Annotated in this window: 25 protein-coding genes; 11 read left to right on the forward strand and 14 right to left on the reverse strand. The window is 61.1% G+C overall.

The annotated features are described in order from the left end of the window. The first annotated feature begins 351 nt into the window (after window positions 1-351). Window positions 352-1356 carry a LacI family DNA-binding transcriptional regulator gene (locus EGY12_RS22590; RefSeq protein WP_094461371.1) on the forward strand — a complete coding sequence of 335 codons (1005 nt, stop codon included), beginning with the start codon at window positions 352-354 and terminating at the stop codon, window positions 1354-1356. Window positions 1357-1362: 6 nt separating this feature from the next. Here the strand turns inward: EGY12_RS22590 and araD are convergent, their stop codons facing one another. The 8 genes from araD to EGY12_RS22630 all read right to left on the reverse strand — a co-directional run bounded on the left by araD (window position 1363) and on the right by EGY12_RS22630 (window position 10291). Further along, window positions 1363-2055 carry an L-ribulose-5-phosphate 4-epimerase gene (gene araD, locus EGY12_RS22595; RefSeq protein ID WP_123895447.1) on the reverse strand — a complete coding sequence of 231 codons (693 nt, stop codon included), beginning with the start codon at window positions 2053-2055 and terminating at the stop codon, window positions 1363-1365. After that, a complete protein-coding gene (locus EGY12_RS22600; RefSeq protein WP_123895448.1) occupies window positions 2049-2918 on the reverse strand; it encodes an L-ribulose-5-phosphate 3-epimerase in 870 nt (289 codons plus the stop codon). The genes araD and EGY12_RS22600 overlap by 7 nt, the downstream gene beginning before the upstream one ends. After that, entirely contained in the window at window positions 2905-4392 is a 1488-nt protein-coding gene (locus EGY12_RS22605; RefSeq protein WP_123895449.1) for an FGGY-family carbohydrate kinase, read from the reverse strand. The genes EGY12_RS22600 and EGY12_RS22605 overlap by 14 nt, the downstream gene beginning before the upstream one ends. A gap of 8 nt (window positions 4393-4400) precedes the next feature. Then, window positions 4401-5390, reverse strand: a complete 990-nt coding sequence (locus EGY12_RS22610; RefSeq protein WP_123895450.1) for an ABC transporter permease — start codon at window positions 5388-5390, stop codon at window positions 4401-4403. Continuing rightward, window positions 5387-6877, reverse strand: a complete 1491-nt coding sequence (locus EGY12_RS22615; RefSeq protein ID WP_123895451.1) for a sugar ABC transporter ATP-binding protein — start codon at window positions 6875-6877, stop codon at window positions 5387-5389. Before EGY12_RS22615 ends, EGY12_RS22610 begins: the two co-directional genes overlap by 4 nt. 54 nt (window positions 6878-6931) lie before the next feature. Next, complete coding sequence (locus EGY12_RS22620; protein WP_019453590.1) at window positions 6932-7849, reverse strand: ABC transporter substrate-binding protein; 918 nt, start codon at window positions 7847-7849, stop codon at window positions 6932-6934. A 136-nt stretch (window positions 7850-7985) separates the two neighbouring features. Then, window positions 7986-9053 carry a zinc-binding dehydrogenase gene (locus tag EGY12_RS22625; RefSeq protein ID WP_123895452.1) on the reverse strand — a complete coding sequence of 356 codons (1068 nt, stop codon included), beginning with the start codon at window positions 9051-9053 and terminating at the stop codon, window positions 7986-7988. A gap of 284 nt (window positions 9054-9337) precedes the next feature. Continuing rightward, window positions 9338-10291 (reverse strand): LysR family transcriptional regulator, encoded by a 954-nt coding sequence (locus EGY12_RS22630; protein ID WP_123895453.1) that lies wholly within the window; start codon window positions 10289-10291, stop codon window positions 9338-9340. Window positions 10292-10431: 140 nt separating this feature from the next. Here EGY12_RS22630 and EGY12_RS22635 point away from each other — a divergent pair, with 140 nt between their 5' ends. Then, the gene (locus EGY12_RS22635) at window positions 10432-11613 is read left to right on the forward strand and encodes a M20 aminoacylase family protein (protein WP_123895454.1); all 1182 of its coding nucleotides are present in this window, start codon (window positions 10432-10434) and stop codon (window positions 11611-11613) included. A 22-nt stretch (window positions 11614-11635) separates the two neighbouring features. Continuing rightward, window positions 11636-12424 (forward strand): ABC transporter substrate-binding protein, encoded by a 789-nt coding sequence (locus tag EGY12_RS22640; protein WP_123895455.1) that lies wholly within the window; start codon window positions 11636-11638, stop codon window positions 12422-12424. Window positions 12425-12582: 158 nt separating this feature from the next. Here EGY12_RS22640 and tmaR read toward each other — a convergent pair whose 3' ends face one another. The 3 genes from tmaR to EGY12_RS22655 form a co-directional block, all read right to left on the reverse strand. Continuing rightward, on the reverse strand, window positions 12583-12900 hold the full coding sequence (gene tmaR, locus EGY12_RS22645) for a PTS system regulator TmaR (protein WP_004935612.1): 318 nt from the start codon (window positions 12898-12900) through the stop codon (window positions 12583-12585). 159 nt (window positions 12901-13059) lie between these two features. Further along, window positions 13060-14127 (reverse strand): FUSC family protein, encoded by a 1068-nt coding sequence (locus EGY12_RS22650; protein ID WP_123895667.1) that lies wholly within the window; start codon window positions 14125-14127, stop codon window positions 13060-13062. Between the two features lie 93 nt (window positions 14128-14220). Beyond that, window positions 14221-14988: an N-acetylmuramoyl-L-alanine amidase gene (locus tag EGY12_RS22655; protein WP_123895456.1), complete on the reverse strand. Its 768-nt coding sequence runs from the start codon at window positions 14986-14988 to the stop codon at window positions 14221-14223. Between the two features lie 176 nt (window positions 14989-15164). Here EGY12_RS22655 and EGY12_RS22660 point away from each other — a divergent pair, with 176 nt between their 5' ends. Next, a complete protein-coding gene (locus tag EGY12_RS22660) occupies window positions 15165-15911 on the forward strand; it encodes a helix-turn-helix transcriptional regulator (protein ID WP_019453597.1) in 747 nt (248 codons plus the stop codon). Between the two features lie 36 nt (window positions 15912-15947). On the opposite strand, the gene EGY12_RS22665 is transcribed toward EGY12_RS22660, so the two are convergent. Continuing rightward, a complete protein-coding gene (locus tag EGY12_RS22665; RefSeq protein WP_123895457.1) occupies window positions 15948-17057 on the reverse strand; it encodes an SDR family oxidoreductase in 1110 nt (369 codons plus the stop codon). Window positions 17058-17315: 258 nt separating this feature from the next. Here EGY12_RS22665 and EGY12_RS22670 point away from each other — a divergent pair, with 258 nt between their 5' ends. The 3 genes from EGY12_RS22670 (at window position 17316) to sbcB (ending at window position 19283) form a co-directional block, all read left to right on the forward strand. After that, complete coding sequence (locus EGY12_RS22670; protein ID WP_123895458.1) at window positions 17316-17522, forward strand: hypothetical protein; 207 nt, start codon at window positions 17316-17318, stop codon at window positions 17520-17522. Window positions 17523-17576: 54 nt separating this feature from the next. Further along, on the forward strand, window positions 17577-17765 hold the full coding sequence (locus EGY12_RS22675) for a DNA polymerase III subunit theta (protein WP_049200522.1): 189 nt from the start codon (window positions 17577-17579) through the stop codon (window positions 17763-17765). Window positions 17766-17855: 90 nt separating this feature from the next. After that, window positions 17856-19283, forward strand: a complete 1428-nt coding sequence (gene sbcB, locus EGY12_RS22680; RefSeq protein ID WP_033635248.1) for an exodeoxyribonuclease I — start codon at window positions 17856-17858, stop codon at window positions 19281-19283. A 68-nt stretch (window positions 19284-19351) separates the two neighbouring features. On the opposite strand, the gene EGY12_RS22685 is transcribed toward sbcB, so the two are convergent. Together EGY12_RS22685 and EGY12_RS22695 are read right to left on the reverse strand one after the other, a co-directional pair. Then, complete coding sequence (locus EGY12_RS22685; RefSeq protein ID WP_049200519.1) at window positions 19352-20719, reverse strand: APC family permease; 1368 nt, start codon at window positions 20717-20719, stop codon at window positions 19352-19354. Between the two features lie 535 nt (window positions 20720-21254). Further along, window positions 21255-22673 (reverse strand): glutamine synthetase family protein, encoded by a 1419-nt coding sequence (locus EGY12_RS22695; protein WP_123895459.1) that lies wholly within the window; start codon window positions 22671-22673, stop codon window positions 21255-21257. On the opposite strand from EGY12_RS22695, the gene EGY12_RS23415 reads away from it, so the two are divergent. The 4 genes from EGY12_RS23415 to EGY12_RS22710 all read left to right on the forward strand — a co-directional run bounded on the left by EGY12_RS23415 (window position 22587) and on the right by EGY12_RS22710 (window position 26287). Continuing rightward, window positions 22587-22871 carry a hypothetical protein gene (locus EGY12_RS23415; RefSeq protein ID WP_172962887.1) on the forward strand — a complete coding sequence of 95 codons (285 nt, stop codon included), beginning with the start codon at window positions 22587-22589 and terminating at the stop codon, window positions 22869-22871. The two genes, EGY12_RS22695 and EGY12_RS23415, sit on opposite strands and share 87 nt — an antisense overlap. 197 nt (window positions 22872-23068) lie before the next feature. Beyond that, window positions 23069-23626: an HTH-type transcriptional regulator PuuR gene (gene puuR, locus EGY12_RS22700; protein ID WP_038877865.1), complete on the forward strand. Its 558-nt coding sequence runs from the start codon at window positions 23069-23071 to the stop codon at window positions 23624-23626. 157 nt (window positions 23627-23783) lie between these two features. Continuing rightward, window positions 23784-25295: a sugar ABC transporter ATP-binding protein gene (locus EGY12_RS22705; protein WP_123895460.1), complete on the forward strand. Its 1512-nt coding sequence runs from the start codon at window positions 23784-23786 to the stop codon at window positions 25293-25295. Beyond that, window positions 25292-26287, forward strand: a complete 996-nt coding sequence (locus tag EGY12_RS22710; RefSeq protein WP_033648150.1) for an ABC transporter permease — start codon at window positions 25292-25294, stop codon at window positions 26285-26287. Before EGY12_RS22705 ends, EGY12_RS22710 begins: the two co-directional genes overlap by 4 nt. Window positions 26288-26529 lie beyond the last annotated feature (242 nt).

Raw genomic sequence — 26529 nt, forward strand, 5'->3', positions numbered from 1 at the left:
CAATTTCATTATCTTGAACTAACACAAGGTTTCAATAAATGTTTATTTTTATCTGGGTGACCTGCTCCCGTAAACTAACATAACATGATGCAAGCAACTTCCGCTTCTGGCACAAAGCAGCCATTGATACCTAACTTCAACAATGAAACACACCTTACCAACCTCTCCTCAAAAAAACACAACCACACAAAATGATTTGACTCACAATTAATAAATCAACGACATTATTACCTCTATATTCATTCCATTATTTTACCTCCCCCAGCTCCAGCCCCCCAACTCCCCCCTAGCACCGCCCCCGCCCTTTCCCTACAATAAGGGATCTGTTGAGGCATAACGCAAGGAAAGACGGTGTCGAAAGCCAATCCCAATGCCACTATCGTGGATATCGCCCGCCGCGCCAGGGTGACCAATATCACCGTTTCCCGCGCCTTCAATAAGCCCGAGCTGGTCAAGCCGGAAACCCGCGAGCGCATTCACGCCATCGCCAAAGAGCTGAACTATGTGCCCAACGCCTTCGCGCAGGGGCTGAAAAGCAGCAGCAGCCAGATTATCGGCATCGTCACCAGCAGCATGTACAACCCGTTCTATTCCGGCCTGATCAAGACCGTGTCGCGCATTGCGCGCCAGCAGGGCTACCAGATCATGCTGTTCGACACCGACGGCAGCGAAGAGGCGGAAATGCGCGCCATTCAGGCGCTGTTCGGCTACAAGGCGCGCGGCATTCTGCTGTCGGCGGTGCGCGACGACAAGCGCTACCGCCCCGCCTATCTCGAGCTGGCCGAGGTGTACGGCGTGCCGCTGATCCTGATCGACCGTGACCTTTACGATCAGCAGCTGAGCGGCGTGTTCCTCGATAACCGCGAGATCGGCGTGCTGGCCGGCCGTTATCTGGCGGAGCAGCCGGAGCAGAAGCTTTTGATTATCGGCGGCCCGGCGGATTCGGAAATTACGCTAACGCGCACCGCCGGCATCGTCGCGGCGCTGCAGGGCAGCGGGCGTGAGATTCACATCATCAACGGCGACTACGATTTCACCTCGCAAGAGAGCGAGGTGCGCACCTATCTGGCGCAGCCGGAGAACCGCCCGGATTACATCATCGGCCTGAATGGCATCATTACGCTGGGCGCCATCGCCATCTGCCACGAGATGGGGCTCTATCAGCAGGTGAAGTTCTTCTCGATAGACGAACCGCCGCGCGCCGGCGCTTACGGCCTGCACATTCCGGGGGTGTATCACGATACGCAGAAACTGGGGGAGATCGCCGCGGAGCTGCTGTTCAGCGCCATTAACAGCCCGCGCGGCGAGTTGCCGGTGCGCAGAGAGTTCTTCACCGGCTCGCTGTTGAATCGCTGACGGGCGCTATTGCCCGTAGTAAGCGTGTTTGCCGTGCTTGCGCAGGAAATGTTTGTCCAATAGCTCCGGCTGCATCGGGGCGATGGCCGGCGCCAGCTGGCGCGTCGCCATCGCCATGATCGCCACCTCTTCCAGCACCACCGCGTTATGTACCGCATCCGCCGCGCTCTTTCCCCAGGCGAACGGGCCGTGGGAATAAACCAGCACCCCCGGCACCTGCTGCGGATCGCGCCCCGCCTGGTTGAAGGTCTCGATGATCACCTTGCCGGTTTCCCCTTCGTAATCCCCGGCGATCTCCGCCTCGCTCATCGGCCGGGTGCAGGGAATGTCGCCGTAAAAGTAGTCGGCGTGGGTGGTACCCAGCGCCGGGATCGGCTGCCCGGCTTGCGCCCAGATGGTGGCATTGCGGCTGTGGGTGTGCACCACGCCGCCGATCTCGGCGAAGGCGCGGTACAGCGCCAGGTGGGTGGCGGTGTCGGATGAGGGCTTGCGGTGCCCTTCGCGCACCTTGCCCTCCAGATCCACCACCACCAGATCTTCCAGCGTCATCGCCTCGTAGGCGATGCCCGAAGGCTTGATCACCACCAGCCCGCTTTGGCGGTCGATTGCCGAGACGTTGCCCCAGGTAAAGGTCACCAGCCCGTACGCCGGCAGGCTAAGGTTGGCGGCCAGCACCTGCCGCTTGAGTTCGTTCAGCATGCGATGCCTCCCTCGATCATCTGTTGTTCGATCCAGGCCTTGGCCTGGGCGATACGTTGCTTATCCTGCCCGTCTTCGCGCGCCCACATCTCCAGCAGGTAGGGGCCGCGATAGCCGAGCGCGTTGAGCACGGAAAAGGCATGGGCGAAATCCACGCAGCCCTCGCCGAACGGCACGTCGCGGAACTGCCCGGCGCTGCCCGGCCCCACCGCGACGGTATCTTTGAGGTGTATGGCGGTGATGCTGCCGATGCCCAGCGCCAGCTCGGCGGCGACGTCGTTGCCCCAGGCGCTGAGGTTGCCGAGATCGGGATACACCGTGAACCACGGGCAGTTGACATGGCGGGCGATGTCGCGCCATTTGCTGATGCTGTTGATGAACGGCGTGTCCATCACCTCCACCGACAGCATCACCTGCGCCCTGGCGGCCTGCGCCGCCGCCCACTGCATGCCCTCGATAAAGCGTTCGCGGCTGTGGCGATCGGCGGGTTCGTAATAGACGTCGTAGCCCGCCAGCTGGATGTTGCGGATGCCGAGATCCGTCGCCAGTTCCAGCGCCTTGCTCATCAGCACCCGCGCCCGTTCGCGGGTGGCGGCGTCCGCGCTGCCGAACGGATCGCGCCGGTGCGCCGACAGGCACAGGCTCGGCACCGTCACCCCGCTGTCGAGCCGCGCCTGGATAAACGCCAGCCGCTGGCGGCGATCCCAGTCCAGCCGCTGCTGGCGCGCCGGCTGCTCGTCGATCGACATCTCCACGAACTCAAAGCCCAGCTCGGCGGCGGTGGCCAGCCGCTGCGGCCAGCTCAGATCGGCGGGCAGCGCCTTTTCATACAGCCCCAGACAGGCGGCGTTAGTCGTTTGCATCAGTCACCTCACTCAAAGCCTGGGCGACCGCCAGATAGCGCGCCTGCTGGGCGCGCAGGCGCCGATGGGCGGCGGTCGCGGGATAATAACAGCGCAGCTTGGGCGGCGCGGCGGCGATCGCTTCGGCGAACCCGGCGTACTCCCCGGCGCCGACGGCGGCGCACAGGGCGGCGGCGCGACAGCCGCTCTGGCGGGTTTCCACCACCTCGAGCGGCAGGTTGCCGGCGTCGGCGTACATCTGCATCCAGACCTCGGACTGTGTCGGCCCGCCGGTCATGCGCACCCGCTCGATGCGCGGGTTCAGCTGCACCATGCGCTCCTGATGGATCAGGTGCGAGAACACGATGCCCTGGTAGATCGCCTGCACCACGTCCGCCATCTCGTGGTGGGCGCTCAGGCCGATCAGCCCGCCCGGCGTGTTGCCGCCGAGGTTGGAGCCGTACAGATAAGGCAGGAACAGCAGCCCGCTGGGCTGCTCGCGGCGCTCGGCCACCCAGGCATTGAACTGGGCGTAGCGCTGCCGGTCGTCGGCGCAGAACTGGCGCAGGAACCAGGCCAGGTTGCCGGCTGAGGTCGGGCTGCCTTCGTGCACGAAATAGCGGCCGTCGATGCAGTAGCGCCCCCAGGCGTAGGGGTACTCGGCGGGAATGATGCGCTCGGTCACGCAGGTGGCGATCGACCAGGTGCCCGCCACCGCGCTGAGCGTACGATCGTCGGCCACGCCGGAGCTGAGCGCCGCGCCCACCACGTCGAACAGGCCGCCATACACCGCGGTGCCTACTCGTAGACCACACTGCGCCGCCGCCGCGGCCGTCACCCGCCCGGCCAGCTGCGCCGAGCCGATCACCGGCGCGGTCTTCTCCTGCGCCTCTTCGATGCCGAAGGCCGCCAGCAGCACCGGATCGTAAGCGCCGCTGCGCTGGTTAAACAGGTTGCTGCCGGAGATATTGGTCACCTCGGCCGCCGCCTCGCCGGTGAGGCGAAAGCGCAGGTAGTCGTGCGCCATCAGGATACGATCGACGGCGGCGTACTGCGCCGGTTGTTGCTGCTTCAGCCAGCGCAGCAGCAGCGCCGGGTGGCTGGGCCACAGCGGCTGCAAGCTGCGCGGGTAGGTCTGCGCGTCCACCCCGGCGCGGCGCAGCTCAGCCGCCGTGGCCGCCGCCCGGTTGTCCGAAGAGAGAATGCCGTTGCCGACCGGTTTGCCGTGGCGATCGATGGCGTACAGCCCTTTGCCGTGCGCCGAGAAGCTGACGCCGCGCACCTGCCCGGCCTCCAGCCCCGCCGCGTGCAGCGTCTGGCGGATCGCCGCACACACGTCATCCCACAGCGCGTCCATATTGCGTTCGCTGAAGCCCGGCCGGGCGGCAATCGCCGCGCCGTCGCGCTCGGCGATCGCCAGCTCTTCGCCGCTTGCCCGGTACAGCCCGGCCTTGATCACCGTGCCGCCGACGTCTATGCCAAGAAAGACTGACATCGCGCCTCCTATTTGCGCCGCACGGAGCTGAGGTAGATGGCGGCCAGGATAATGCCGCCCTTCACCACGTTCTGGATATACGGTGACACGTTCATCAGATTGAGGCCGTTGTTGAGCACCCCGAGCATCATCGCCCCCACCAGCGTGCCAACGATGGCGCCGCGCCCGCCGGAGATCGCCGCCCCGCCCAGCACCACCGCGGCGATGGCGTCCAGCTCGAAGCCTTCGCCGGCGTTGGGCTGCCCGCTCATCAGGCGCGAGGTCAGCACCAGCCCGGCCAGCGCGGCGGTCAGGCCGCTGATCACGTATACCAACATTTTGTAACGTGGCACGCGGATGCCGCTCAGGCGCGCCGCCTCTTCGTTGCCGCCCATCGCGTAGACGTAGCGGCCGAACGGCAGCTGGTTGAGCATCAGCCAGGCCAACACGTACACGCCGAGCATGATCAGGATCGGCACCTGGATGCCCAGCACCGTGCCGCGGCCGAAGAAGGAGAAGACGTCGGGTAGGCCGGAGATCGGGTAGCCGCCGGTATAGAGCAGCGCCAGGCCGCGAGCGATGCCCATCGACGCCAGGGTGACGATGATCGGCGGCATGCGCAGGTAGGCGATGCAGGCGCCGTTGGCCAGGCCAAACAGCGCGCCGACCGCCAGCGCCGCCACCATCGCCAACGGGATAGGCACCGCCGCCAGCATCAGCCCGGCGGCGACCGAACCGGCCAGCGCCATCACCGGCCCCACCGAGAGATCGATGCCGCCGGTCAGGATGGCGCAGGTCATGCCTACCGCGATGATGGCGTTGATAGACACCTGGCGCGCCACGTTGGTCAGGTTGTTGACGCTGAGGAAGCTGTCGTTCAGCAGGCTCATCAATACGAACAGGACAGCGAAGCCGATAAACGGCAAGATCGCCGGGTGATGCAGCAGTTTGTCCCAGCGCTTGCCGAGACTGGGGCCGGCGGCGCGGCGCGCCACGGCGGGTTGTTCAATTCCGATCATAAGGCACTCCCGGTCGCGTGAAGCATGATGTGGTTGGATTCGATGTCGTCGCCGGTCAGCTCGGCGACGATGTGGCCGCCGCGGAACACCAGCACGCGGTCGCACACGCCGATGATCTCCGGCAGTTCGGAGGAAATCATGATGATGGAGATACCCTGCTGGGTCAGTTGCTGCATCAGCTGGTAGATCTCGGCCTTGGCGCCCACGTCGATGCCGCGCGTCGGTTCGTCGAAGATCAGGATGTTGCAGTCGTTGTTGAGCCAGCGGGCGATCACCACCTTCTGTTGGTTGCCGCCGCTCAGGGTGCTGACGGCGGTCTCGGCGTCCGGGGTTTTCACCCCCACGGCGCGGATCAGCCGCTGCACCACGTCGCGATCCTTGCGCGCGCTGACGAAGATCTTGCCGCGCCGGTGGTGCCGGTTGAGGGTGATGTTCTGCGCCACCGAAAACGGCAGCACCAGGCCCTCGGTTTTGCGGCTCTCCGGCAGCAGGCCGATGCCCTGCGCCAGCGCCTGCGCCGGGGAGCGCAGCGCCGCCGGTTGGCCGCCGAGGGTGACGCGTTTGCGGTGGCAGCGGCTGGCGCCGATCAGCGCCGAGACGGTCTCGGTACGCCCGGAGCCCACCAGCCCGGCGAAGCCGAGGATTTCGCCCTTGTGCAGGTGGAAGCGGTCGGTCGCACCGTGCTTCTCGCGCTGGATCTCCGCCTCCAGCAGCACCGTCGCGGTATCGACCGGGTGCTGTTTCACCGGGAAGGCGTTCTCGATTTTGCGCCCGACCATCAGCCGCACCAGCTCTTCCACGTTGGTGTCGCCGGTGGCCAGCGTTTCGATGTAGGCACCGTCGCGCAGCACGGTGATGCGATCGCAGATGGTGAAGATCTCGTCCAGGTGGTGCGAGATAAACACCATGCCGACGCCCAGCAGCCGCAGATCGTTCATCACGCTGAACAGGTGCTCGGCCTCGCCCGGCGTCAGCGTGGCGGTCGGTTCGTCCAGCACCAGCACCCGCGCCTCCAGCGACAGCGCCTTGGCAATCTCCACAAACTGCTGCTGCGCCACGCTCAGCTGCTCCACCGGGCAATCGAGATCGATAGCCACCGTCAGCCGCTTGAAGATCGCCTCGGCCTTGCGCCGCATCGCCCGCCGATCCAGCAGGCCCCAGCGGTTCCTGATCTCCCGGTTGAGGAAGATGTTGTCGATGGCGCTCATGTAGGGAATCAACGAGAATTCCTGAAAAATAATGCCGACGCCGGCCTCAATCGCCTGGCGATAGTTGTTAAAGCGGCGCTGCTCGCCGTCGATAAAAATATCGCCCTCGTCCGGCTGATAAATGCCGCACATGATTTTCACCAGCGTCGATTTGCCGGCGCCGTTTTCGCCCAGCAGGGCGTGCACTTCGCCACGTTGAATGGCCAGATCGATGCCGTCCAGCGCCTTCACGCCGGGAAAGCTCTTTTTTATTCGCTTCAGTTCCAGTAAAGGTGTCACCGCATTGCCCTCCGCGCCGAACGCCCCGCCGCAGCGGGGCGAACCTGGCCGCTGTTACCAGCTAAAGCCGGCCGCATTGCTGCGGTCGATCAGCTTCACTTTGACCGGCACGGTTTTCGGCACCGTGGCGCCCCAGTAGCGGGCCAGCGCAATGCCGAGTGCGATGCGCAGCTGGTCGCGCGGGAACTGCGCCGAGGTGGCGATGAACGGCGAATTCGGCTTGAGGATCTCTTTGATGGCTTCCGGCTGGCCGTCGACGCTCACCAGCTTGACCTTGGCGCCGTTGCTTTCGATCGCCGCCAGGGCGCCGAGCGCGCCGACGTCATTGACGCTGAAGATGCCCGCCAGATCCGGCGCCGACTGCAGCATGTTTTCGGTCACGGTCAGCGCGGTGTCGCGCTCCTGCTTGCCGTTTTGCTTGGTAACGATCTTGATGTCAGGGTATTTCTTCATCGCCGCTTCAAAGCCGCGCACGCGCTCCAGGATCGGCACCACCGGGATGCCGTCGAGGATTGCCACCTTGCCTTTGCCGCCCAGCGCTTTCGCCAGGTATTCGCCCGCCTGGAAACCGGCGTCGTAGTTTTCCGAGCCGACGAACGAGTCCAGCGGCCCTTCCGCCTGGGCGTCGATCGCCACCACCACCGCGCCGGCCTTATGGGCGGAGATCACCGCCGACTGCACCCCCACCGAATCGGTCGGGTTGATCAGCAGGATATCCACCTTCTTCTGCAGCATGTCCTCCACGTCGCCGATCTGTTTGGCGACGTCATGGCGTGCATCGGCCACGTACACCTTGGCGCCGATATCCGCCGCCGCCTGATCCAGCGCCTGTTTCATGGTGACGAAGTAGTCGTTGTTCATTTCCTGGAACGACATACCGATAGTGATTTGCTTGGCCAGCGCCCCATGGCTGGCCGCCAACATTCCACCGGCGACGATAAAAGGCAGAGTCTTTTTGAAAAATGAAAACATAGCCAATTCTCCTGTAGGGAAGCTTCTTGTTGTGGTTATCAGAGCAACAGCATGTCTTTACGTTTGGCCGACCGGCCGGCCCCTCCGTTGCGGACGGGCCGGCGGTCGTGACTGCAACAGCGGTACGGCGGGAGGGTCAGGGAACCAGGATCACCTTGATGGAATCGGTCGAGTCCGCCAGAGCGAAGGCTTCGTCCCAGTCGTTCAATGAATAGCTGTGGGTGACCACGCCGTTTGAGGTCACCAGCCCGCGCTCGAACAGATCGATGGCGATTTCGTAGCTGTAGGGCGCCAGGTGCGCGCCGCGAATGTCCAGCTCTTTGCGATCGCCGATGATGGACCAATCGACGGTGGTTTCCTTGCCGAACACGCTGAACTCCACGAAGCGGCCCAGCTTGCGGATCATCTGCAGCCCCTGGGTGACACCGATCGGCGCGCCGGTGGCCTCGATATACACGTCGCAGCCGTAGCCGCCGGTCAGCGATTTGACGATTTGGTCGGCGTCTTCCTTCAGCGGGTTGATCACCACGTCGGCGCCGAACTCCTTCGCCAGCGCCAGCCGCTCGTCGATGGCGTCGATCACGATCAGTTTCTTCGGCGTTTTCAGGCGCGCCACCTGCACCATGCACAGCCCCAGCGGCCCGGCGCCGGCCAGCACCACCACGTCGTCCAGCTGGATGTCGCCGCGCGCCACGGTGTGGATGGCGCAGGCCATCGGCTCGATCAATACCGCATCTTCATGGCTCAGGCTTTCCGGGATCTTGTGCACGATGGCGTTCTCGGAAAAACGCATGTACTCCGCCATGCCGCCCTCCGCCACGTCTTTTTGGAAACCGTAAATGTTATGCGTCTCACACATCCAGTAACTGCCGGATTTGCAGTAACGGCACTCCCAGCACGGTACGATCTGCTCGGCGATCACCCGCTCGCCGATCTGGTATTTGCCTTCCGCGCCCTCGCCCAGCGCGGCGATGCGGCCGTAAAACTCGTGCCCCGGTACCACCGGCGGTTTAACCCACGGGTTCTCTCCCCAAAACATCTGCGCGCCGTTCTTGCACTTGCAGTCGCCGGCGCAGATGCCGCAGCCTTCCACCTTGATCACCAGCTCGCGCGCCTTCGGCAGCGGCGTGGGCACCTGTTCGAAACGATAGTCCTGCGGGCCATGGCAAACGACCGCGCGCATTTTTTCCGGCAACTGGCTCATCTCTTCCTCCAATACACTCGTTAAATGCTTGAATCTTATAAATGTTGACGTTGTCATTTTTATCTAACAAAAAACAATCAATACTATAAAACTATAAATTTCAATAGATTAATCATGACACATCCCGATAACTAAAAATGACAACGTGAACATATGACGACATATAACCAAAGCTGCAAAAATAATTATTTGAGCAAAATCACATATCGTTAACATTGCGGCTAAAAATGCTACAAATACGGATCGCGATCCCATTTACGGGATCGTCGATCCAGGCAGTTCCGCTACATCAGCAGGCGTACGCGATCGTAGATCTGGCGGTCTTCCGGCCGTGACGATCGCGCCTGCTGGCGCAGGGTGCGCACCAGTGTGTCGATAAACGTATGGGCGGCGGCGCTCAGAATGCTGTTGCGCCGGGTGACGATATTCAGCTGCGTCGGTTGGCCGCTTTCCCGCAGCGCCAGCGGCTGCAGGCGGGAGGCAAACTGCGGCAGCGCGGCGATCGGCCGCGGGCACCAGGTGCACATCTCGGCGGATTCCACCAGCGCTTGCAGCATGCCGAACGAATGCGCCTGAATAATGCGCTGGTGCGGCAGGCGCACGCCGTGGCGGTGGAACACCGCGTCGAGCAGCGCATCGAAACTTTCCTGGGTATAGCTCATCACCCAATCTTGCTCCAGCAACTGGTGCAGCGAGGTGCTGTGCGCCAGCGGGTGGCCGCGCCGCACCATGTAGGCCGTTTCATACTCCAGCAGCGGTTCGCAGTGAAACTCCTGCGGCGCCGACGACGCCGGCAGCGGCGTGATGGCGAAATCCATCGTGCCCTCGCGCAGCTGCGACTGGGCGTTGGCCATCAGGCTTTCCGACAGTTCCAGCCGCACCGCCGGCGCCTTGCTGCGAAATGCCATCACCGCCGGCGGCAACACCGTCAGCATCAGCCAGGGGGTGATCGCCGCCTTGACCAGATCCGCCGTTCGCCCGCGCAGCGCCGCCATTTCGCCCTGCGCCTGCTCCAGCTGATTCAACACCAGCCGGGCGTGCGCCAATAGGGTTTTGCCGTAGGGGGTAAATCCCAGCCCGGTCGGGGTGCGGATCAGCAGCGGCAGCGCCTGCTCCTGCTCCAGTTCACGCAGTGCGCGGGTCACCGCCGCCTGCGACAGCCCCAGATGCCGTGCCGCAGCGCGAATGCTGCCGCTGTCGGCGCTGGCCACCAGCGCCTGCAGTTGGTGCAGTTTCATGTTCACCTCCTGACAATCATTGGTTGTCAGCATAACCGAACGGCGGCTACCCGGCAAAAACGGAGTTTGCTAGTCTCGATGCCTACCCCCTCTGCCCCGCTCCCCGCCCGTTGGCCGGGACCCTTTTGCCGGAGACCGTGATGAGCCCTTCACTCGTACTGCCTGAGATCGCCGCCGTTCATGATGAGATGGTCGCGCTTCGCCGCCATATTCACGCCCACCCGGAACTGGGCTTCCAGGAGTTCGCAACGTCGGATCTGGTGGCGCAGCGGCTGGAGGAATGGGGTTACCACGTCACGCGAGGCGTAGGACAAACCGGCGTTGTCGCCACACTGCAGCGCGGGCCGGGAAGATCGCTCGGCATCCGCGCCGATATGGACGCCCTGCCGATCGCCGAAACGACCGGTTTACCGCACGCCAGCACCCATTCCGGAGTGATGCACGCCTGCGGCCACGACGGGCACACCGCCATGCTGCTGGCGGCGGCGCGCTATCTGGCGCGGCAGCCAAACTTCAGCGGCACGCTGCACCTGATCTTTCAGCCGGCGGAAGAAGGCGGCGGCGGCGCCAGAGTGATGATTGAAGACGGCCTGTTTGAGCGCTTCCCTTGCGACGCGGTGTTCGCCATGCACAACGTGCCCGGCTTCTCCACCGGCCACCTGGGCTTCGCCAGCGGCCCCTTCATGTGCTCGGCCGATACGGTACACATCACTCTGCACGGCCACGGCGGCCACGGCGCAGTGCCGCAGAGCACCGTCGATCCAGTGGTGGCCTGCGCGGCCATCGTCATGAGCCTGCAAACCATCGTGGCGCGCAATATCGATCCGCAGGAAACGGCGATCGTCACCGTGGGGGCGATGCAGGCCGGCCAGGCCGCCAACGTAATCCCGGCGACCGCCACCCTGACGCTCAGCGTGCGCGCGCTGACGGCGGCGGTGCGTGAGCGGCTGGAGCAGCGCATCACCGAGCTGGTCACGGCGCAGGCCGCCAGCTTCGGCGCCCGCGCGGAGATCGACTATCAGCACGGCTACCCGGTGCTGGTGAACCATCAGGCAGAAACCGAGCTGGCGCGCGCGGTGGCGCTGGAATGGGCCGGAGAGAGCCGGGTTATCCCCACGCTGCGGCCGTTCACCGCCAGCGAAGATTTCGCCTTTATGCTGGAGAAGTGCCCGGGCAGCTACATCTCGATCGGCAACGGCCCCGCCACGCCGGGCAATTCTCTGCACAACCCCGGTTATGACTTCAACGACGACAGTCTGTCGCTGGGCGCCACCTACTGGGTCAAATTGGTCGAGCGCTTTTTGGCTCGTCCCGCAGTTTAATCGCCAACGCTGAGGAAATGACATGAAAACCATCAAAGGGCTGTTGTTGTTGCTGCCGCTGGCAGCGAGTTTTCCCGCGCTGAGCGGTGAATTCAGCGGCAAAGTGATCAAGCTGGGCATCGATCCCACCTTTCCGCCGCTGGAGTATAAAAACCCGCAGGGCAAGCTGACCGGCTTCGGCGTCGATATCGCCCAAGCGCTGTGCGATCAGATGCAGGCCAAATGCGTGTGGGTGGAAAGCAGCTGGGACGGCATGATCCCCGGCCTGCAGGCGAAAAAATTCGACGCCATCGCCTCGTCGATGACCATCACGCCGCAGCGTCAGCAGCAGATCGCTTTCTCCAGCAAAGTCTCCAACGCCCCGGCGCGGCTGGTGGCACATAAGGGCAGCAACCTGCAGCCTACCGTCGCCTCGCTGAAGGGCAAATCGGTCGGCGTGCAGCAAGGCTCAAGCCAGGAGGCCTACGCCAATGCGCTGTGGCGCCCGGCCGGCGTCAACGTGGTCGCCTACCAAAGCCAACAGGAGGTGAATGAAGATCTGGCCAACGGCCGGCTGGACGCTTCGCTGCTGGCCAGCGTCAGCGCCAGCGAGTTCTTCAAAACCCCCGGCGGCAAAGACTTTGCCTTTATCGGCGCCGAGCTGACCGACAGCAAATACTTCGGCGTCGGCGACGGCATCGGGGTGCGCAAAGACGATACCGCGCTGCTTAACGCCTTCAACGCCGCGCTGCAGGCGATCCGCGCCAACGGCACTTACAAGAAAATCAACGACAAGTATTTCGACTTCGACATGTACGGCGCGGAGCAGTAACAAACGTTCCCCGGCGGTCACCTGCAGAGCCTGCAGGATGGGGAGGCGCCTTCGGCCGCCGGGGAACGCCCCAACGGAAACGGCAGTGTCGGCAAGAACGGCAAATCAGGCAGAATAAGGATGCGGGCCAGGCAGGATGCCCGGCCCGCTAGAGCGGGTTACTTCACTTCGCCCATCGCTTTCAGCTTTTTGGACAGCTCGCGGCGCTCTTTGGACAGATCGGCATTTTTGATGATGTAGTCATCAACGCGATCTTCGTAGTCGCTGCGCATGTTGGCGATGATGCCCTGAATGTCTTCAATGCTCATGCCGGGCTTGATGTACTCACTCAGGTTGTCGAGCAGCAGCACGCGCTTCTGGTTATCACGAATTTTCTTTTCGTTGTCGACGATCTCGCGTTGCAGTTTGTTTTTGCGGCGGAACATACGCACAAACTCCAGCACGTCCTGGAAACTCGGCTTATTTGCATTATCCATCTTTATACCCTTGCTTTAGTAATACACAGATTCATTTGCTTACGGCCACATGGCACCAAGATACAGGTTTGTGGCGGTCCGGCACAACAGTGATTGCTTATCTTACCCACTTTGCCCCGGCGGCCAAAACCCAAAGCGCCGCCTTCATGATCTGACCCCTTATTCACGCCCTGCAGCGGTGCAGACCTGAAGCAGATCCCCCAGTTCTTCCAGCTGCTGCGCCAGCTCCATGCTGAGCCAGACATAGCCGTAAATCGGCGCTTCGCCGTGCTGGCCGAGGCTGACCTCCCGCATCAGCATTTTCAGCTCGCCGGCGATCTCCGTCAGCTGCCCCGCCGCTGCCTGCCGCTGCGCCTGCGGTCCTTCGCGCATCAACAGCGCCAGCGACTCCAGCGAGCTCAGCGTCAACAGTTGGGTGCTGCGCAGCGTGCGGGCGTTCAACATGATGAAGTGCGTTTCGCGCGAGGCCCAATAGGCGTCGGCCATCAGCTCCAGCGTACACACCAAATTACGGCTGAGGGTTTGCACCGCCTCGAACACCGCTTTGGGAATGCGGGTTTCCTTACTGGCGGGCACGATCAGGCTGCGCAGCTTCACTACCTGATTCAACAGCTCCTTGAGCTGAGGCTCCAGCCGCGGCCGCTCAATGACGTTCGGCGAAAAATACGCGCCGTAGATACGAGCGGCGGTTTGCAGGCAGTCCGCCATTTGCATGCGCCACAGAATATAGGCGCGCTGTGGATAGATGCTGGTGAACAACAGCGCCAGCAGCGAGCCGAAGATCACATCGCCGCTGCGCCACAACGCGGTATGCATGTCGCCGGCACCCGCGCCGCACACCACCGCCAGCGTGATCCCGACCAGCAGCGCCATATACGGCCGTTTGCCGAGCGTCAGGTAACCGCAGACGAACATCACCACGCCGCACCAGACCAGCATCAACGGCAGCGAATAGAGTTCCAGATATAAGGCGATCAGACCGGAGGCGGCGCCGAACACCGTGCCGGCAATGCGTTGCAGCGCCCGCTGCAACACATTGCCCCAAAACGAGATCGGCCCCATCACCACCACCAGGGTGATCAGCGGCCAGGTGCCTTCGGGCACCGCCAGCAAGCGTATAAGCAGAAAGGTCAGGATAAACGCCAGCCCGATGCGCACGCCGTGGACGATGCGATAGTGGCGATAGGTCAGCAATTCAAGGGAAGAGATTTTTCGATCGAGGCGCACGATGCCTCCGATAAAGACCACCAGGCCGCTATTTTAACGGAGGAAGCCCAGCGAGGAAAAGGCGAATGAGGCGTCCCCCATTCGCGGTCAGGCTCAGGCGGCGTACTTGTCGACCAGCGCGCGCAGAACGGCGGCGGTTTCGACATCCATCACGCCGTCATACTTCTGCTGACGGAAGTGCAGCTGGAACGCGCGCACCAGTTGGCGATAGCCTTCTGCGGTATTTGCCGCCGAGGTGTCGTAGCCGTATTGGGTGAACAGCTTCAACAGCTCGGCCTGCGCAGGCAGCCCCTGGCGGCAGTATTCCTGCTGGCGTTGCTGCTTGGTCGCTTCGTCATACCAGGCGCCGACGCCGGCCTGATACAGCTGCTGCCACGGGAACTGCGGGCCCGGATCGCTCTTGCGGCCCGGCGCGATATCGGAGTGCGCCACCACGTTCACCGGCGAGATGTCCGGATAACGCTGCAGGATGTTCTGCGCCAGCTGGGTGACCGCCTCGATCTGCTGCGGGTTGAACGGCGGGAAAGTGATGTTTTCACCATCGCCGCTCGCCAGGTTGACGATCTCGATGCCGATCGAAGTGTCGTTGATATTGCTGCGGGTGCCCCACTGGCTGGTGCCGGCATGCCAGGCGCGCTCATTCTCGTCCACCAGGTTGAAAATACGCACGCCGCTGAAGCCGGCGGCCTGATAGCTGGCTTCAGTCGGATCCGGCACCAGATAGTGCGCGCTGACCGATTTTCCGGTCAACGACTTCACCGAGTCGGCGAAGTTTTGCGCCGTGTAGTGCAGCACCAGAAAGCGCACGCGGTGGCCAAAGCTGGCGACCGATCGGTAGCTATTGTAATCAATCTTGTACATCGTAAAGTCCCTCTCTCGTTTGATTTCACTGAGCGGCCTCTCATCATGACAGGCCGTCCCGCACAGGTGAACCTTTGGCCCACCCTTTTTGTTTTAGCTAATTGCTAAATTATGCGCAAGTGTTTTTTAGCAAAACCGTTATTTACCTTTTTGCTAAAGAGTGCGATCATCGAACGATGGAAACTAAAGAAATCAGGCGCAACAATCTGCGCGAATTGATGGCCCGCTACGCCCGGCAAGGCGTCAATCAGAATGAGTTCGCCACGCTGGTTGAATCTTCCGCGCCAACGCTGAGCCAAATCATCGGGGAAAAATCCTCCCGCAATCTTGGCGACAATTTGGCCAGGCGGATCGAGGCCAGGCTGAATTTGCCCAAGGGCTGGTTCGACGTATTTCATGAAAAGCAGCTGGTGCGCCCGTTTGACAACGTGGCGGCGGAGTCGGACTTCCAGCCCGCCCGTTTAAAACCGGTGGTATGGGAAGATACCGAACAGGACAAGGAAGAGTTTGTGGAGATCCCGCTGCTGGATATTGATTTTTCCGCCGGCGACGGCTGCTATGAAATCGTCGATCGCGAGGAGTTTTCGCTGATCTTCCGCCGTTACTATCTGCACAAGATGGGAGTGGCGGTCAACGCCGCACGCATCATCCGCATCTCCGGCTCCAGCATGGAACCGCGCCTGCAGGACGGCGACGTCGTCGGCATCAACACCGACGATACGCGCATCCGGGAAGGCAAGACCTACGCCATCCGCCACGGCAATTTGCTGCGGGTGAAGGTGCTGATCGAGCAACCGGACGGTGGCGTCATCATCCGTTCCCTCAACCGGGAAGAGTACCAGGACGAGCACCTCAGCTATCAGCAGCGCAAAGAGCAACTGGTAGTGCTCGGCCGCGTCTTCTGGTCCTCTTCGTCCTGGTAACGGACAACAACCTCGGGCGCCCGTTGCGCCCGGCGGTTATTTGAAGTCCACCACCATCTGCTGCTGGATAGACAGCCCGCGGGTCGACTGTACGCAACCGGCGATGTAGTCGGTGAAGCGCGGCGGCTTCGGCATACCCAGCTTGAGGATCTTCTCGTTGCTGAAACGCACGTTGAGCATGGCGAACGATCCGTACAGGCGCATCGCCTTCAGCATCAGCCGCTCGTTGCACGGGCCGAAAATGTCTTTCAGCTGGCGGCGCATTTTCACCAGCGCGTCATACGTCACCTGCGCATACTCATCGCCCACCGGCGCTTTTTCCAGCGCGGCCGCCATGGCGTTATCAATTTCGGCGAAGCTGACACTGCTCTCCACGCCGGCGGAGATGTGATAAACGTCGTTCTCCAACGTTTCGCTGTTCATCAGCATCACCAGCGCATCCGCACAGTAATCCGCCGGGATCACGTCGATATTGTCCTGCAGCGAGCACATGAACTTGCGCAGCATCAGCGCCATGCCGAACACCCAGAAAATGCTGCTGGAAGGCTGGCAGCCCAGGCGGGTGTGCCCCACCACGATCGACGGACGAGCGATGGTCAGCGGCATTTGCGGGCAGCGTTGGCGCATGAGCTGTTCGATGGTGGATTTGGAACGCGTATATTCCACCAGGTGCTCGGCGTCTTCCTCAAACTCGCCGCTCTCCGCCACCAGCGAACCCGGCTCCGGCGAACAGGACATGGCGGTACCGACGTGCAGGAAGCGTTTTAATCCCGGCACCTGCGCCATTCTTTCAGCAAAGGCCAGAGTGCCTTCTACGTTTACCTTCCAAATGAGCGGGTTATTACCAAATGAAGCAACGGCTGCACAATTAATAACGTGCGTGACATTGTTAATACGTGCGTCAGTTAAAAAGTCGGCCGGTTCGGAAAGGTCGCCCAACAATATATTTTCTATCGTAATTTTAGACAGCAGGTTCGCATCGATATTAAATTTTTCCATATTCGCGCGAATACGGGCCAACCCCTGCTGCGCATCATCGGCACGCACCAGCAAAAGATAATTAATAGCCTGATTTTCAATCAATAATTTTTCGAGAACTGCACCACCGAGAAAGCCGGTAGCGCCGGTCAACAGTAGCGTTTTCATAATTGTCACCCACATTGGCATTGAATATGGAAGATTGTATCTGCGGATAATTAAACAAATATTAAATAGAATTACGGCGCCCTAACTCAATTTTCTTAATATTATCTTAAGGAATCTTTTGAAACATCCATCATGGGTTTCGTAACAAAAGAGTCGGACGCGCATTGCGATTACTCCCTACTGTTTAAATACCATTGATGTAGCCCCTGATTTAATTTAACGGTCAATGTTATTTCTCTTCTCGTCCGTGGAGGACTTATGACCTATAACCAAAAAGCCTGGTTGGGGGTTTTGCTGCTGTGCACCCTGTTTTGGGTAGCGGTGATCGACGGTGCCTGTTCGCTGTATAACCGGGCGAATCACCTCAATGCGCACCAGCCACAGAGTGAGTTCGCCGTGCGCCACAGCCTGGCCCCCTGCTCGCAGCAAGGCGCTCAGGCATCCATCGCCCCCCGGAATGGGTAGGGACAAGACCCGCTAACGATCCTATTATGCCCTAAGGTTAACAGGGAGATAACGATGGCTCGAAAGCTGGATAGCTTACCGCAGGCACAACGCGAAAAAATAGAAACCGATTTGCTGGCCATCAGCGTGATCTACAACGAGCGCTACGGCATCGCCTCGACCCAGGCGGAAACGGAACAACAGATCCCCGACCACCTGCTCCCCTACTTTCATCAACGGCTGGATTATTATCGCCGTGCGTAATTGCGCGCATTTCGCTAACCGCCGCTTGGCATCGCTCCCCACGCCGTTACAATAGGGGCATATTGTATCCGCCACTGAAGAGACGCGATTTTGAGCAGCAAGGCAACGGCCACATTTTATATTCACGATTACGAAACCTTCGGCAAGAGCCCGTCGCTGGATCGCCCGGCGCAGTTCGCCGGCGTGCGCACCGATATGGATTTCAACATTATCGAAGAACCGCTGGTCATCTACTGCGCCCCGGCCGACGACTACCTGCCGGAACCCGAGGCGGTGATGATCACCGGCATCACGCCGCAAGTGGCGCGCGCCAAAGGCGTTAACGAGGCCGAGTTCACCCGCCAAATCCATCAGGCCTTCAGCGTGGCCGGCACCTGCATTCTCGGTTACAACAACATCCGCTTCGATGACGAAGTGAGCCGCAATATCTTCTATCGCAACTTCTACGATCCCTATGCTTACAGCTGGCAAAACGGCAACTCGCGCTGGGATCTGCTGGATGTGATGCGCGCCTGCTACGCCCTGCGCCCGGACGGCATCGTCTGGCCGGAAAACGAAGATGGCTTCCCCAGCTTCCGCCTCGAACACCTGACGCGCGCCAACGGCGTCGAGCACACGCAGGCTCACGACGCGATGTCGGACGTTTACGCCACCATCGCGATGGCCAAGCTGGTCAAGCAGGCGCAGCCGCGGCTGTTCGATTTCCTGTTGCAACACCGCAACAAACACAAGCTGAACGCCCTGATCGACGTCGCCGAAATGACGCCGCTGGTGCATGTCTCCGGCATGTTCGGTGCAGCACGCGGCAACACCAGCTGGGTGTCGCCGTTGGCCTGGCACCCGGACAACAAGAACGCGGTGATCATGTGCGATCTCGCCGGCGATATGACGCCGCTGCTGACGCTGAGCGCCGAGCAGCTGCGTGAACGCCTGTATACCCGCCGCGACGACCTGGCGCCGGATCAGGCGCCGGTGCCAATCAAGCTGGTGCACATTAACAAATGCCCGGTGCTGGCACCGGCCAAAACCCTGCTGCCGGAGAACGCCGAGCGGCTGGGCATCGATCGTCAGGCTTGCCTGCAGAACCTGCAGCTGCTGAAACAGCACCCGGAAGTGCGCGAGAAAGTGGTGGCGCTGTTCGCCGAAGCCGAGCCGTTCAAAGGTTCCGACGACGTCGACGCCCGGCTGTACGACGGCTTCTTCAGCGACGCCGACAAGGCGGCGATGAGGATTATTCAGCAGACCAAGCCGCAGAACCTGCCAGCGCTGGATCTGGCCTTCAGCGACGGCCGCATGAAAGAGCTGCTGTTCCGCTTCCGCGCGCGTAACTACCCGAATACGCTGGACGATGCCGAACAGCGCCGCTGGCTGCAGCACCGCCAGGAAGCGTTGAGCGCGGAGCGCGTGCAGAGTTACCTGCTGCAGCTCGAATCGCTGTATAACCTGCACGAAGGCGATAAAGAGAAAACCGCCCTGCTGAAAGCGCTGTTCGATTACGGCAAAGAGTTGGTGGGGTAAACCCGCAGCAAACAGAAAGAAAAAGGCCGCGAAAGCGGCCTTTTTTGTGGCTGAGGAGAGGCTCGCGCTTAGGCGGCGTCTTCGCTCGCTTGTGGCACCGGCAGACGGAAGCTGCGGGTGACGACGGCCAGGTAGATCAGACCGATGGTCGCCCAAACCAGGCCCAGCGTCATCGAGCTGGCTTCCAGGTTGATCCACAGCGCGCCGACGGTCAGTGCGCCCATCACCGGCAGGATCAGGTAGTTGAACGTGTCCTTCACGGTGCGGTTCATCTTGTCGCGAATATAGAACTGCGAGATCACCGACAGGTTGACGAAGGTGAAGGCCACCAGCGCACCGAAGTTGATCAGCGCGGTCGCGGTCACCAGGTCAAACGACACCGCGGACAGCGCGATGGCGCCAACCAACAGCACGTTCAGCGCCGGGGTACGCCACTTCGGATGCACATAGCCGAAGAAGCGAGTCGGGAATACGCCGTCGCGGCCCATCACGTACATCAGACGCGAAACGCCCGCATGCGCCGCCATGCCGGACGCCAATACCGTCACGCAGGAGAACACCAGGATCACCGACTGGAAGAACTTGCCCGCCACGTACAGCATGATTTCAGGCTGCGACGCGTCAGGATCCTTGAAGCGTGAGATGTCCGGGAAGTACAGCTGCACGAAGTAAGACACCACGATAAAGATGATGCCGCCGATCAGCGCCGTCAGGAAGATGGCTTTCGGGATCACTTTCTCCGCGTCTTTAGTCTCTTCGGACAGCGAGCTGATGCCGTCGAAGCCCAGGAACGAGAAGCACAGGATGGTCGCGCCGGTAATCATCGGCACCACGTGAGCGTTATCGGACCAGAACGGGCGGCTGCTGACCAGCGTACCGGCGCCTTCGCCGTGGTAAATGCCGTTGATCACCAGGCCGAGGAACACGATCATGATCGCCACCTGCACCACCACGATGATGGAGTTCAGGTTAGCCACCAGCTTGATGCCGCGCAGGTTGAAAATCGTCATCAACCCGACCAGCACCGCCACGAAGATCCAGGACGGGACGCCCGGGAAGATCGCTTCAAGGTAAATCTTGGCCAGCAAAATGTTGATCATCGGCATGAACAGGTAGTCCAACAGCGATGACCAGCCCACCATAAAGCCGACGTGCGGGCTGATGGCTTTCTGGGCGTAAGTGTAGGCAGAACCGGCGGAAGGGAACTTCTTCACCAGCTTGCCGTAGCTCAGGGCGGTAAACAGGATCGCCAGCAGAGCGAAGGCGTACGCGGTCGCGACGTGACCATCGGTCAGGCCGGATACGATGCCGAAGGTATCGAAGATGGTCATTGGCTGCAGATAAGCCAGGCCCATCATCACTACCGGAACCAAAGTCAGGGTTTTACGCAGCTGAGTGCGCTGAGCCGGAGCGGCGTTGAGGGTGTTATCGGACATTGTTCAGCCCCCCCTTACCTTGAGCCTTGCGGATGGCGGACACGCCAAGACTTAAGGTTGCGGGGAAACTTCGCAACGAGCGACTTAATTCTAAAAGAAGGGGATTGTAAGCTGGATAACGGGTCGAGGAAACCTCGGCTGCTCCATAGTCGCTGCGGCCACAGCGGAAACCGGCGGGCACCGGTGCTAAAGTGAAAAATTGCCCCATCTTTCTAATCCTCATGAGTCACGACCATAAAGTTTTGTTTGATCGTGCACGAAACTATTTATCTATCCGGATCGGTGTCCGGCCTCGCTTGGTGTATGAAACGCTACGTTGGTAAAGCTAAATGCAAAAAAAATAACCGACGCTTTCAAAACGTCGGCTATCTGCATTTGAGATATTTTGCACCAGAATGCCTCCGGATGACAAGATCCGGAAGCCCTCAAATACAAATTCTTTTTGTCGATCGGACGGAAAACCGGCCCGGCAGGCGAATTAATCCGCTACCGGCAGGCCAGTCGCCCGCACATACCTCTTACTTTATACGCCCATTCAGGCATTTTTCAACATCCAGTCGATCTCGGTTTCCGTCACCCGCCGTTCAAACTGCAGCAGTTCGTCCGTCTTGCAGGCGTGATAAACCTGAGTAAAACGCTCGCCCAGATAATGGGTCAGCGCATGCTGATGTTCAAACTCGTACAGCGCGTCGCTCTGGCGGATCGGCAGCGGCAGCCCCTCCTGCTCCAGCCCGTTGCCGGTCACCGGCTCAGGCAGCGGCAGCGCGTTGTCCAGCCCGTACAGCATGCCGGCCAGGATCGCCGCCATCACCAGATACGGATTGGCGTCGGCGCCGGCCACGCGATACTCCACCCGGAGGTTCTCCGGATCGCCGCAGGGAATCCGCAACGCCACGGTGCGGTTGTTGTGGCCCCACGCGGCCTGGATCGGCACATACATCCCCGGCTGGAAGCGCCGGTAGGCGTTGACGTTCGGCGCCAGCAGCGCCATCGACGCCGGCATCAGGGTGATCATCCCGGCCAACGCCTGCTTCAATAGTGGTGAATCCTCGCCTTCGGCATCGGCGAACAGGTTGTTGCCCGCCCTATCCTGCATGCTGACATGCACGTGCATGCCGCTGCCGGCGTAATCCTCATAGGGTTTAGCCATAAAGGTGGCGTGCATGTCGTGGTTCTCGGCCACCAGCCGCACCAGCCGCTTCAGCGCCAGCGCGTGGTCGCAGGCCAGCAAGATATCGTCGGTATGACGCAGGTTGACCTCGAACTGCCCCGGCGACGCCTCCGCCACCGCGCCGTCCGCCGGCAGCCCCTGCAGCTTCGCCAGCGCGTCGATGTCGTTCAGCACCTCGGCGAAATGGTTCAGGTTATCGACGGAATACACCTGGCTTTGGGTGTTGCGCTCCTGGGTGCCGGGCGCGCACGGCGGCTGCAGATCGCCTTCCGCGTCGCGCTGCCGATCGATGAGATAAAACTCCAGCTCTACCGCTGCCACCGGGAACAAGCCGCGCTGTCGCAGCGCCTGCCACACGCGGTTCAGCACATTGCGGGGTTCAACGTCAAAGGGAGTGCCATCTTCATCCAGCATGGTCAGCAGCACCTGGCCGATATGCTCCGGATCAGCGGCCGACGGCGTCAGCGAGCCGGGCACCGGCAGGCATATGCGGTCCGGCTCGCCGAGCTCCTGCCCAAGACCGGTTTCCTCCACCACGTTGCCGAGGATATCCATGGCGAACACCGACGCGGGGAAGTAGCTGCCTTTTTCCAGTTTTTTCAACCCTGAGACGGGTATGCGTTTGCCGCGGAAGGAACCATTGAGATCGGTGAGAAGGATATCGACATACTGCGTGGCGGGATGGCGTTCCAAATAATGAGCAACCTCATTTTGGAACGCGCTACTTCGCCTCTCTTCATGATGCTGTGCAAAATGTTCAACTGCTGCGCTATTGGTTTGCATACGTCACCCGCCATTATGCTCTTAAGGCGCGTTGGCGCCCGTCCGCCGTTAGATTCAACACATGATTGGATTTCTCGCCAGGCCGCGCCGCTGCTGGGCGCTCAAAATAACATCCACAATATGAAACATAGCCTTAACAGAATAGGTTTGCAAATGTTACAATTCTGTTTGATTATTCGCCACCGGCTGCTAAATTGATAAAATATTGACCGAAAAGGCCTTACTGTCCTTTTTACGTCAACTATTTCGTCCAACGCACCGAGAGTGAACATGGGCAATATATTTTCCAAATCTGCCCTAACTACCGATATCATGCAGCATCGTTATCGCCCAGACAGGCGCCCGATAGCGATATTCATGTCTGCCTGTCGCCCCTACCAGAAGGAAGTACCGCTATGAGCGAAGCCAGCTTGGCACCGGGCAAACGCCTGTCGCAGATCCGTCAGCAATTGGGTTTGTCGCAGCGCCGGGTCGCCGAACTGTCCGGGTTAACCCACAGTGCGATCAGCACCATCGAACAGGACAAGGTCAGCCCGGCCATCAGCACGCTGCAAAAGCTGCTGAAGGTGTATGGCCTGTCGCTGTCTGAATTCTTTGCCGAACCGGAAGCCGCCGACGAGCCGCGCGTGGTGATCGATGCCGAGGACCTGATTGAGATAGGCAGCCAGGGGGTGTCGATGAAGCTGGTACACAACGGCAGCCCGACGCGCAACCTGGCGATGATGCTGGAAACCTACCAGCCCGGCACCACCACCGGCGAAAAGATCAAGCACCAGGGCGAAGAGATCGGCACCCTGCTGGAGGGCGAGATCGTGCTGACCATCAACGGCCAGAGCTACTGCCTGACCGCCGGTCAGAGTTACGCCATCAACACCGGCATCCCGCACAGCTTCAGCAATACGTCGGCGCGCATCTGCCGCATCGTCAGCGCACACACCCCCACCACCTTCTGACCGCTTCTCGCACCGGCGCAGCCTGACGCGGGTTGCGCCCCTGCCCGCCAACGCGTTTTTCATCGCCGTTATGCCATTTTGTTGGTTGCCAACGGCGCAATCTGTGTTACAACAGAGCAAAACAGCCATCTAAACATCTAAACGGCCTTACTAACCTATGTCAACCGCAACGCCTTCACGCCTCGAGATGCGCAATATCTCGATCGCCTTCTCCGGCTTCAACGCGCTGCAGGACGTGGACTTCACACTGCAGGGCGGTTCAATCCATGCGCTGGTCGGTGCCAACGGCGCGGGCAAGTCGACGCTGATGGCAATCCTTTCCGGCGCCCACGATCATTATCGCGGCGAGATCCTGATCGATGGCCAGGCGGTGGCGATTCACTCCCCGCTGCAAGCACGCCGCCACGGTATTCACGTGGTGCAGCAAGAGGTGGACGTCGCGCTGATCCCCACGCTGTCGGTGGCGGAAAACATCATGCTGGACTGGCTGAACGAGCCGGGCCACTGGCTGAACTGGGCGGAACTGCACCGCCGCGCCGCGCAGCTACTGCAGCAATGGGCGTTGCCGCTCAATCCGCGCAGGCGGCTGGCGGACTGCACGCTGGCGGAAAAACAGCAGGTGCTGCTGGCGCGCGCGCTGTCGCACCGCTGCCGTTTTCTGGTGCTCGACGAACCGACCGCGCCGCTCGATCGCGCCGAGAGCGAGCGCCTGTTTAACGTGGTGCGCCGCCTGCAATCCGAAGGCATCGGCATCGTGTTTATTTCCCACCGCATCCACGAACTGAGCGACATTTGCGATCGGCTGACGGTGCTGCGCGACGGCCGGCGCGTCAGTGAAGACCCCATGCGTGGGCTGAGCGGCGAGCAGATCGTCGAGAAGATGCTCGGCCATCGGCTGGACGACATTTTCCCGCCGCCGCGCCCGCCGCGCGCCGAGCGAACGCTGCTGCAGGTGCAAGGCTTGCGCGATCGCCACAAGCTGCGCGACGTTTCGCTGCGGCTGCATGAGGGCGAGATCCTGGGCATCGCCGGGCTGGCCGGAGCGGGCAAAACCGAGCTGTGCAAAGCGCTGTTCGGCGCCAGCGCCGTGCAGCTCGAGCGCGGCGAACTGCGCGGGCAACCCTGGGCGCCGCGCGCGCCGCATCTCTCGGTCGAACAGGGGCTGGCGCTGGTGCCGGAGGAACGCCGCAAAGAAGGCATTTTCATCGATGAGGCGATCCCGATGAACCTGAGCGTCAGCGCCGACGACAGCTTCTCGCGCTGGAGCCTGTTCAGCCGACGGCAAGAGCTGCGCTGGGCGCGCGAGATCATGCAGCGCCTGAACATTCGCGCCTCGGGCCCGCAACAGCGGCTGGCGCGCCTGTCCGGCGGCAATCAACAAAAAGTGGCGATCGGCAAATGGCTGCGCGGCGACGCCGAGGTGCTGATCTTCGATGAGCCGACCAAGGGCGTGGACATCAAGGCCAAGCAGGAGCTGTTTGGCCTGATCGACGGCCTGGCGCGCGCCGGCAAAGGTGTGATTTACGCCTCCGGCGAGTTCGCCGAGCTGGTTGGCCTGTGCGATCGCATCTGCGTGCTGTGGGACGGCCGCATCGTGGCGGAGTTGAACGCCGCCGACATTGACGAAGAAACCTTATTGCTCTATTCCACCGGAGGAACCCCTGCGTGAGTAAAGAATTAGCCCTGCGGCCTGCGCTGCCCTGGCGCCAACAGCTGTTCGATTTCCTCTACAAATGGGGCATGTTGCTGACCGTAGCGGCGCTGATCGCCCTGTTCGGCCTGGCGTCGGACAACTTTCTCGATGCCAACAACATCATCAATATCCTGCGTTCGATCGCCATCGTGACGGTGATCGCTATCGGCGTCTCTATCTCGCTGTCGGTCGGCGGTTTCGATCTGTCGGTCGGCTCGACCGCCTCGTTGGCCAACGCGCTGGTGATTTCTCTGTTCGTCTGGCACGGATTCGGCACCACCGGCGCCATCGTGGTAACGCTGCTGCTGTGCACGCTGGTCGGCCTGTTCAACGCCCTGCTGATCGTGGTGTTCAGAATTCCCGATATGCTGGCGACGCTGGCCAGCCTGTTCGTGATCCAGGGCGTGGCGATGACCTACAGCTACGGCGGCTCCATCACCCAAAACATGGTGCTGCCGAATGGTGACATGGCGGAAGGCCTGATCCCGGAGGTGTTTTCCGCCCTCGGCCAGGTCCCGGTGATCGTGCTGATCATGCTGGCGGTCACCGTAGCGGTGCAGCTGTTCCTGTCGTTGACCAAGCATGGCCGCCGCATGTATGCCATCGGCGGCAACCCCGAAGCGGCGCGCCTGTCGGGCATCCGCACCGTGCGTTACAGGGTTGCCGCTTACGTCATTTCCTCTTGGCTGGCGGCACTTGGCGGCATCTTGCTGGCGTCACGTATCGGCTCTTCGCAGGTCAACGCCGGCGGCGGTTATCTGATGGATGCGGTGGCGGCGGCCTATATCGGCTTCTCACTGGCCGGGGCCGGTAAACCCAATGCGCTCGGTACCCTGATCGGCGCAGTGATCCTCGGCGTGCTGCAAAACGGCCTGGTGATGCTGTCGGTGCCCTACTACGCCATGGACATTATCAAGGGCCTGGTGCTGGCACTGGCGCTGGCCATCACCTACATCCAGAAACGCTGATTCTCCCCGGCGCACGCTCGCTGCGCCGCTTTTCCCTTTAATTCATCCGGTTACCCTTCCCAGTCAGAATAACAATCATACAAATGATATGAATTATCATTAGCGTTTACATTCAGTAAAAAATCCTTACAATACCCTCACGCAACGCTGACGAAGCGACGGATTTCTCAGCGAACGATGAATAATTTCATTAGAAATTCAATTGGTTAATTACTTTCACTTCAATCCAGGAAAGGTTTACC

It is taken from the genome of Serratia sp. FDAARGOS_506, from assembly GCF_003812745.1.
GTDB lineage: Bacteria > Pseudomonadota > Gammaproteobacteria > Enterobacterales > Enterobacteriaceae > Serratia.

Coding starts and splice junctions, on each gene's coding strand:
- araD (WP_123895447.1), bottom strand. CDS start 2,055: ATGCTGAACGAACTCAAGCGGCAGGTGCTGGCCGCCAACCTTAGCCTG.
- EGY12_RS22600 (WP_123895448.1), bottom strand. CDS start 2,918: ATGCAAACGACTAACGCCGCCTGTCTGGGGCTGTATGAAAAGGCGCTG.
- EGY12_RS22605 (WP_123895449.1), bottom strand. CDS start 4,392: ATGTCAGTCTTTCTTGGCATAGACGTCGGCGGCACGGTGATCAAGGCC.
- EGY12_RS22610 (WP_123895450.1), bottom strand. CDS start 5,390: ATGATCGGAATTGAACAACCCGCCGTGGCGCGCCGCGCCGCCGGCCCC.
- EGY12_RS22620 (WP_019453590.1), bottom strand. CDS start 7,849: ATGTTTTCATTTTTCAAAAAGACTCTGCCTTTTATCGTCGCCGGTGGA.
- EGY12_RS22625 (WP_123895452.1), bottom strand. CDS start 9,053: ATGAGCCAGTTGCCGGAAAAAATGCGCGCGGTCGTTTGCCATGGCCCG.
- EGY12_RS22630 (WP_123895453.1), bottom strand. CDS start 10,291: ATGAAACTGCACCAACTGCAGGCGCTGGTGGCCAGCGCCGACAGCGGC.
- EGY12_RS22635 (WP_123895454.1), top strand. CDS start 10,432: ATGAGCCCTTCACTCGTACTGCCTGAGATCGCCGCCGTTCATGATGAG.
- EGY12_RS22640 (WP_123895455.1), top strand. CDS start 11,636: ATGAAAACCATCAAAGGGCTGTTGTTGTTGCTGCCGCTGGCAGCGAGT.
- tmaR (WP_004935612.1), bottom strand. CDS start 12,900: ATGGATAATGCAAATAAGCCGAGTTTCCAGGACGTGCTGGAGTTTGTG.
- EGY12_RS22655 (WP_123895456.1), bottom strand. CDS start 14,988: ATGTACAAGATTGATTACAATAGCTACCGATCGGTCGCCAGCTTTGGC.
- EGY12_RS22660 (WP_019453597.1), top strand. CDS start 15,165: ATGGAAACTAAAGAAATCAGGCGCAACAATCTGCGCGAATTGATGGCC.
- EGY12_RS22665 (WP_123895457.1), bottom strand. CDS start 17,057: ATGAAAACGCTACTGTTGACCGGCGCTACCGGCTTTCTCGGTGGTGCA.
- EGY12_RS22670 (WP_123895458.1), top strand. CDS start 17,316: ATGACCTATAACCAAAAAGCCTGGTTGGGGGTTTTGCTGCTGTGCACC.
- EGY12_RS22675 (WP_049200522.1), top strand. CDS start 17,577: ATGGCTCGAAAGCTGGATAGCTTACCGCAGGCACAACGCGAAAAAATA.
- EGY12_RS22685 (WP_049200519.1), bottom strand. CDS start 20,719: ATGTCCGATAACACCCTCAACGCCGCTCCGGCTCAGCGCACTCAGCTG.
- EGY12_RS23415 (WP_172962887.1), top strand. CDS start 22,587: ATGAGCAACCTCATTTTGGAACGCGCTACTTCGCCTCTCTTCATGATG.
- EGY12_RS22695 (WP_123895459.1), bottom strand. CDS start 22,673: ATGCAAACCAATAGCGCAGCAGTTGAACATTTTGCACAGCATCATGAA.
- puuR (WP_038877865.1), top strand. CDS start 23,069: ATGAGCGAAGCCAGCTTGGCACCGGGCAAACGCCTGTCGCAGATCCGT.
- EGY12_RS22705 (WP_123895460.1), top strand. CDS start 23,784: ATGTCAACCGCAACGCCTTCACGCCTCGAGATGCGCAATATCTCGATC.